Consider the following 4,675-nt stretch of genomic DNA (forward strand, 5'->3'; position numbering starts at 1 on the left):
CCACCCCGCAGATGCTCGCCCTACTCGCCGAGGTCTACGGCACCAGCATCGACAACCTCCTCGACCTCGACGACCGCGAACACATGCCCCCCGCCGACACGCTCCTGATCAACAGCACCCGGCGGGCGGATCAGTCGGGATCGGCCAAGATAGACGTTCCGGTGGCACCGGCCGTGCGCAAAGCGCTCACGAGGATGCCTCGACGTCCCGATGGTGGGGCTCCCACGCGTGGCGTACGGCCAGGCACGGAAGGGGGCGGGTATCGCTTCAGCCTTCCCAGCAGCGCGTCCCTCGATGTCGGAGGTGGGATCATCGATGGTGTGAACGGGTTCGGCCGCCGCAGGTTCAACATCCTCGCCGGGTCGGCCGTCGTGGCCGGATCGGTCGGGACGGGCCGTGCCGGCGTTGTCGACCCGGCGCTTGCTTCTTATTTTTCGGACCAGCTGGACGGGCATCTGCACGCCGATATGGGGTTCGGCTCGCAGGCGATCCTCGGCGCGGTCACCTCACAGTGCGAGATCATCGTGCATCTGGTGGACGCCGCGGACAGTCCGGCGCGTCAGCGGCTGGCGAAGGTCGGGTCCTCGTTCTACGCGTTCGCGGCCTGGCTCTGGTTGGACGCGGGCGATCCCGTGGCCGCGCTGCGCTGCCACGACCAAGCCCTCGATCTTGCCCATCGCTCGGGAGAGCGGGATGCCGTCGCCTGCGCTCTGGTGGACCGGGCGATGGCGTTCACCGATGCTGGGCGCGCGAAGGCCGTGGTCGACTTGTGCCAGGCAGCTCTTCTCGACGCGCGGAGCCTGACCCCGGAAGTACAGGTGTTCGCGTTGCAGCAGCAGGCGCACGGCGCGTCGCTGCTCGGCGACCGCCGTCAGGTCGACGTGCTCCTTGACCGAGCCGCTCGGCTGCTGGATCGCGTCGACGTTGAGGTGTGGGGGACGGCGTGTCGGCGCACCCACGGCTACGTCGAAGTGCAGCGCGCGACCTGCTACGGGCGGCTCGGTCTTGCCTATGAGGCCGACCGTGTGTGGCAGCAGATCATCCCTGTCGCGCCGGCCACGGCGCGTCGGGATGTCGGGGTCTGGTCGGCCCGCCACGCGACCGCCGTGGCGATGCTGGGGGAACCGGACCGCGCGGTGGAGCTCGCCCGCCGCGCTGCGGACATCGCGGTGGAGACGGGTTCGGCGCGGGCCCGGCGGGAACTGGCCGTGGTCGCGGAGGCGATGGCGCCGTGGCGCGCCGATCCGGTCGGCGAGGAGTTGACGGCGGTTCTGGCGCCGGTCATCAACGAGGAGGTCGGGAGAGATCATGGCTGAGGCTCTGTCGCACGACCAGATCAAGGCACGGCTCGCCGAGCTGGCGGGGTGGTCGACGGACGGCCGGCGGATTGAACGCACCTATTCCATTCCCCACATTCAGGGCGCCGCGTTCATCGTGCATATCGCCGCTATCCAGAATGATCTTGGTCATCACTCGGACGCGACCCTCGGATACAAGACCGTGCACATCTCGATCAGCTCCAGCGACCTCGGCGGCTACGTCGCCGAACACGACATCGAACTCGCCCGGCGCATCCAGGCGGTCGCGCCGACGCACGGAGCCGAATAGAACCCGCTGGTTCGAGGCGGGAGATGGCGATCAGCCGTTGCGCTGAGTCGAGGCCATCCCCGCTGACGGGCCGCCTACGTTCCTGACCGGACGGCGCACCCACCTTCTACTGGGTGTGACCCGGGGGCAACTGATTCTCTTCGGATTCGCGGCGAGTTGGCCGGCCTGCGGCGGCAGATGCGCCCCTGGGACGATGTGGCCCTCGGCCGCGACCTCGACATGCTGTTCCCCTGGCAACAGCTGGACGGCGAGCGGGACCAGACGATCACCTCGTCGGGTCTGGCCGGCCGAGTCTCGACGTTCGGCGACTTCGCCGAGAAACGATAGGAGTCCCGGGGCGGCGTGCGTGCGTCGCCGAGTCGCAGTCTCGGCGTCCGGCCGGACGCCTCCGCGCCCCCAGGACGAACGGAATGGCGGGCCAGGGTGCCTGTGCTTCGACGACACCCGGCGTTCGACTGTGGTAGCTGGTCCACGTCCAAGGGCCGGTGGCTGGTTGATCGATTATGCCGGCGCATTGCCGAAGACGGCATCCTTCGCTGCCCGCGCGAGTGTTCCCTGGGTGGTCGCCGTAAGCCCGAGCCGGTTCCAGTGGAAGATCACGTGTAGGGCGATGACCGCGCGTATCCCGCGGGTGAGCCTGCCGTTTTCCCGCAGGGTTCGGAGTGTTCTGCCGGTTTCCTCGAACGAGGTGAGCCAGTCATGGCCAATCAGGTCTGTACGGGCGTCGCCGAGGAGGAGATGGCGGACGCCGCTGGTGAAGGATGCCCACACCGGTGGATCGTGCGGAGGCGTGTCGGCCTGGCTGGGGCGTTGCTCGGCGACCCGTGCCCACACGTCGCCCTGCTCGTTGAAGTCCAGCCCGGCGGCCCGCATGAGCGCGGTGCACAGCACGAGGGAGTGTTCCCGCCGGTCGGCGGGGTCGCCGCGGAGGAACGTGAGCAGCTGGCTGCTGTCGTGGTGGAACAGCGTGTGCGCGGTGTTCATGCTGCTGGGACCGCCGAAGGCGTGGATCTCTGGTTCGTAGAGGTCGTCGGTCCACTGGACCCTGTCGGTGAGCAAAGGGTGCAGGGGGTCGGTGTACCTGTCGCCGCGTCCGGTAGCGCCCTCGGCGATCAGGTAGCGGATGCGCCAGGCGCCTTTGCGGATGAAGAACCAGGCGGTGATGAGGCCGTCGGCTTCGGCGGCGGGCAGGACGCGGGTGAGGTGGTCGATGGCGTGGCGTTCCCGCTGGTGGGAGTCGGGGCTGGGGTAGGTGATGTTCACCTGCTTCCAGGCCGTCTCGTCCATCGTCGGACCCTTTCGGTCAGCAGAGCAGGTCGGTCAGCAGAGCAGGAGGCAGGCGTCCCAGCAGGTCGTGGTCCCGGCGATGGCCAGGTGGGCGCCGGCTGTGCCGTCGAGGAATCCGGTGGGTTCGGTTGCAGCAGGCGTGGTGTGCTGGTGCAGTCGCGCCAGCGGTTCGATCGGGATCGGGGTGAGCGCGTCGGCGGCGATCCGGCGTGCGGCGGCGAGGAGCCCGGCGGTTCCGTGGCAGAGTCCGCGGTCGACGAGGCTGCCGAGTTGTGCCGGGTCGGTGATGCTGGCGGCGAAGGCCGTTTCGGTGCTGCGTTGGCGGGTGGTGTCGCCGAGGGCGCGGCCGGCGAGCTGCTGGGCGCGGGCGATGCCGGGCGCGCCGTAGCACCACGACAAGCGCGGCGGGCGGGATAGGCGTGGTTCGCCCCGGTCCAGGTCGTCGAGCGTCACGAACTCGGGCCACCACGAACCCTCGCTGGTCTGGCTCTGCCAGGTGTCCAGCCACTGGCAGACCCGTGTGATCGCCTCCGCGTGCCCGTCGACCGTCACGCCGTCGATCAGTGTGAGGGCCAGGAGAGCGAGTGGGCCTGCGATGCCGTGGGCGACCCCGTGGTTCGAGTGCCCGCCCAGGACGGGCTGGTTGCGGTGGGGGCCGTGCGGGCACCACCAGCCGGGGAGGCCGTTGATGGGGTCGGTCAGGCGCACCAGGTAGGTGAGCACGTCGCGGAGCAGATCGAGATCGCCGACACGGCGCAGGGCGACGCCGAGTCCGGTCAGGCCGCGGATCAGGTCGTACTCGGCGTAGGGGGGTCGCTGGCGTTGGTCGATGCGGCGGTGGGCCACCCCGAGGCGGCGGCGGGTCAGCGTCGCTGTTCCCGCCGCGGCGGCGGCGGTGGCCCGAGCGAGGCCGGGCTGGTCGCTGCCGGCGAGGACGAACGCGAGGGCGGGAGCGCCATGGTAGAGGCTGGCGCTGTCGGCGATGCTGACGCCGGCGGCGACGGCCTGCTCCAGCGCCGCGTACATCGCCGCCCACGCGCCGGTTTCCCGGTGGAGCAGGGCGATGCCCGCCGCCCCGTCGGCGAGGGACTGGCCCGCGGTCATGATCTGATCCGGGCGAGGTCGGTCTGGACGGTGGCGCGGGCCAGGCGTAGGCAGTGCCGTTCGGACGCGAGGTCGGGGCCGATCATGCGGGCGTGGTGCAGGTGCAGCAGATCGGCCAGCACCTCGTCGAGATCCAGACCGTCCCGCTCGGCGAGGGCCCGGTAGGTAGCCAGCGATCTGGCCAGGCCGGCGTCCCCGTACGGGTCGCGGACGCGGGCGAGCTGGGCGGCGTCCAACCGTGGGCCGCCGCGGTGCGGGGCATGGTCGACGAGCCAGCGCGCGCCGTCGCGGGCGAACCCGCCGGCGATGGCGAGCATTCCCGCCGCGGTGGCGGCCTGGCGGTCGCCGGCCAGCCATCGAAGCGCGGCGCGGGAGTCGGCGGCGAACACCGCCTGGGCCGCGGCGAGCGTCGGCCCGAGTCCCCAGCGGGTTTCGGGCCGGTAGGTGGCCAGCGTGTAGTCGGCCAACAGGCCGTCGTCGGCCAGGCCGTACGCCCAGACGGCGAGGGTGCGGGCGGCGTCGGCGAAGTCGATGGCCTCGCGTAACGGGATGCGGAGCCGCACATGGTCTTCGGGGTCGGGGTGGCGCAGGAACCACCAGCCAGCCGGCAGGTCGGTGAGGTCGGCCAGGTGGGCGAGGAGGTGATCCGGGTGTCCGTAGAGGCGGGTGTCCAGCC

Annotated in this window: 6 protein-coding genes; 3 read left to right on the forward strand and 3 right to left on the reverse strand. The window is 70.8% G+C overall.

All coding sequences use genetic code 11. The features are described 5' to 3' along the window. From NBZ85_RS27805 to NBZ85_RS27815, 3 genes are all read left to right on the forward strand, one after another. Window positions 1-1,316: NsdA family TPR-like regulatory protein (locus NBZ85_RS27805; protein ID WP_261562953.1), on the forward strand; the 1,316-nt coding region annotated here is incomplete at its 5' end. Continuing rightward, window positions 1,309-1,608, forward strand: a complete 300-nt coding sequence (locus NBZ85_RS27810) for a 4a-hydroxytetrahydrobiopterin dehydratase (protein WP_256790472.1) — start codon at window positions 1,309-1,311, stop codon at window positions 1,606-1,608. The genes NBZ85_RS27805 and NBZ85_RS27810, both read left to right, overlap by 8 nt. A 156-nt stretch (window positions 1,609-1,764) precedes the next feature. Next, the gene (locus tag NBZ85_RS27815; RefSeq protein ID WP_157734548.1) at window positions 1,765-1,935 is read left to right on the forward strand and encodes a hypothetical protein; all 171 of its coding nucleotides are present in this window, start codon (window positions 1,765-1,767) and stop codon (window positions 1,933-1,935) included. A gap of 174 nt (window positions 1,936-2,109) precedes the next feature. On the opposite strand, the gene NBZ85_RS27820 is transcribed toward NBZ85_RS27815, so the two are convergent. The 3 genes from NBZ85_RS27820 to NBZ85_RS27830 form a co-directional block, all read right to left on the reverse strand. Further along, window positions 2,110-2,895 carry a thiopeptide-type bacteriocin biosynthesis protein gene (locus NBZ85_RS27820; RefSeq protein WP_261562957.1) on the reverse strand — a complete coding sequence of 262 codons (786 nt, stop codon included), beginning with the start codon at window positions 2,893-2,895 and terminating at the stop codon, window positions 2,110-2,112. A gap of 33 nt (window positions 2,896-2,928) precedes the next feature. Continuing rightward, window positions 2,929-3,999, reverse strand: a complete 1,071-nt coding sequence (locus NBZ85_RS27825) for a lanthionine synthetase C family protein (RefSeq protein ID WP_261562958.1) — start codon at window positions 3,997-3,999, stop codon at window positions 2,929-2,931. Further along, on the reverse strand, window positions 3,996-4,675 hold a 680-nt coding region (locus tag NBZ85_RS27830), incomplete at its 5' end, for a thiopeptide-type bacteriocin biosynthesis protein (protein ID WP_261562960.1). The genes NBZ85_RS27830 and NBZ85_RS27825, both read right to left, overlap by 4 nt.

The organism is Frankia tisae (genome assembly GCF_025403405.1).
GTDB lineage: Bacteria > Actinomycetota > Actinomycetes > Frankiales > Frankiaceae > Frankia > Frankia tisai.

Excerpts from the sequence above, each read along its gene's own strand:
- NBZ85_RS27810 (WP_256790472.1), top strand. The coding sequence starts at position 1,309 with ATGGCTGAGGCTCTGTCGCACGACCAGATCAAGGCACGGCTCGCCGAG.
- NBZ85_RS27820 (WP_261562957.1), bottom strand. The coding sequence starts at position 2,895 with ATGGACGAGACGGCCTGGAAGCAGGTGAACATCACCTACCCCAGCCCC.
- NBZ85_RS27825 (WP_261562958.1), bottom strand. The coding sequence starts at position 3,999 with ATGACCGCGGGCCAGTCCCTCGCCGACGGGGCGGCGGGCATCGCCCTG.